Raw genomic sequence first — 1,781 nt, 5'->3', positions numbered from 1 at the left:
CAAGCCCCTCTTTGAGCCGGGAAGCCAACGCCGTAGCAGGATTGAAGTTCGACGACTATATCAGCTGCGGCTGTGTTCGTCGGCTACCTTGACTGCCTCTTCGGCATTGTATTCGCTCAATACACCGTGTTTCATCGAGATGATGCGGTCGGCGTGGTGGAAGTATTTGTCGTCGTGGCTGATGGCGAAGACGGTGTAGCCTTGCTGTTTGAGCAGGGGCAGCAGCTCTTCGTAGAAGATGCGGCGGAATTGGGGGTCTTGGTCGGCCGCCCATTCGTCGAGTATCAGCATGCTGCGGTTTTCCAGCGCGGCGGCCAGCAGGGCGAGGCGTTTTTTCTGGCCTTGCGAGAGTTTGCTGTTGAGAATGCGGTTTTTTTCGCGCTTCACTTTTTCGCTCAGCTGCAGATGGTCGAGCCAGCGTGCAATCATGTCTTCGGCGGCATCTGCGCCCAAGTCGCCGATTAGGGTGTCGAAGAGATGGAAATCGGTGAATACGCTGGCAAACAGGCTGCGGTAGGCGTTGCGGTTGGCGTCGGTAATGGCGGTGCCGTCCACCGAGATGCTGCCGCCGTCGGGCAGATACAGGCCGGCCAGCAGCATGGAGAGCGTGGATTTGCCGGAGCCGTTGGCGCCAATCAGGAAAACGGTTTCGCCGCGCTTCAGGGTGAGGTTGACGGGCTGGAGCGCGAATTTCTGCCCGCCCTGCACGGGATAGGCGTAAGTGGTGTTTTCCAGGCGGATGGTTTGCCAGTCGTCGGGCAGGGCGGTGTCGCTGTGGAAGCCGCTGCGGTATTCGGTCAGCCCCAAATCATTGAGCGCGTTGAGGCCGACCTGGCTGTTCATCAGCATGGGGAACGCGCCGATGGCCTGAGAGAGCGGGGCGCGCATGAATAAGACGGTCATGCTGATGGTGGCGGCGTCGGTGATGCCGACCCAGTGGTGGTAGGCGGAGAGATAGAAAATGATGCCGACGGCGGCGAGCATGGAGATGTTGCCCCAGTTGATGGCTAAAACGTGCAGGCTGTCGGCACGCACGGCCCAGTAGCGGTTGCGGTCGGCGGCGGGGGTGAAATCGTCGCGGTAAAAACGCTCGGCGCGGTGGCGGTTGAGCGCCAGCTCTTTGTGGCCGTCCAAGCTGGTTTCGTAGTGGGCGTACAGCTCGTCCTCGTAGGTACGCATTTTGCGGAAACTCTGAAAAACGCGTTTGACGACGTAATTGCTGCCCAGCACCATCAGCAGTAATACGGCGGCGGTGACGGCAAAGAGTTTGGGCGAGAGGTAAACCAGATACAGGCTGCAGCCGAGGGTAAACAATACGCCCTGTACAAATTCGGGCAGGCGGGCAAAGGCCATGCTGATGGAGCGGATGTCGTTGGACAGGCTGGCTAAGAGCTTGGGCTTGCCGGTGCGCTGGATTTGCTCGGCTTGCGAATCCATAATCCGCTTGAGCAATTGGGTACGTATTTCAAAAACGAAGCGGTGGCCGAGACGCGAAAGCTGGATTTGCGACCAGGTGGTGATGAGCAGATAGGCGGCGAGCAGGGCGGCAAACTGCAGCATCAGGCCGCCGGCAGGCGCACCGTTGCTTTGGAGCAGGCGGCCGTTGATAAAGGCCAGCACGCCGATGCCGAACAGGCCGGAAATCAGGGTCAGCGCGAGCATGGCGGCAAACTGGCGGCGGTATTGGCGGTAAATCAGGGAAACGATGTTCATGGGCGCTCGGCGTTGTACAAATCAGGGCGCTATTATAGTGAATTCACGCTATAGTCGGATAAATTATT

General features: G+C 59.0%; 1 protein-coding gene. It reads right to left on the bottom strand.

Annotated features, from left to right (window positions below; all coding sequences use genetic code 11):
* Positions 1 to 60: 60 nt before the first annotated feature.
* Complete coding sequence (locus BDE01S_RS10345; protein ID WP_066081245.1) at positions 61 to 1,713, bottom strand: multidrug ABC transporter permease/ATP-binding protein; 1,653 nt, start codon at positions 1,711 to 1,713, stop codon at positions 61 to 63.
* Between the last annotated feature and the right edge of the window lie 68 nt (positions 1,714 to 1,781).

Source organism: Bergeriella denitrificans NBRC 102155 (genome assembly GCF_001592185.1).
Lineage (GTDB): Bacteria > Pseudomonadota > Gammaproteobacteria > Burkholderiales > Neisseriaceae > Neisseria > Neisseria denitrificans.
Note: the sequence above shows the minus strand (reverse complement) of the source record. Positions and strands in the feature narration are given on the sequence as shown.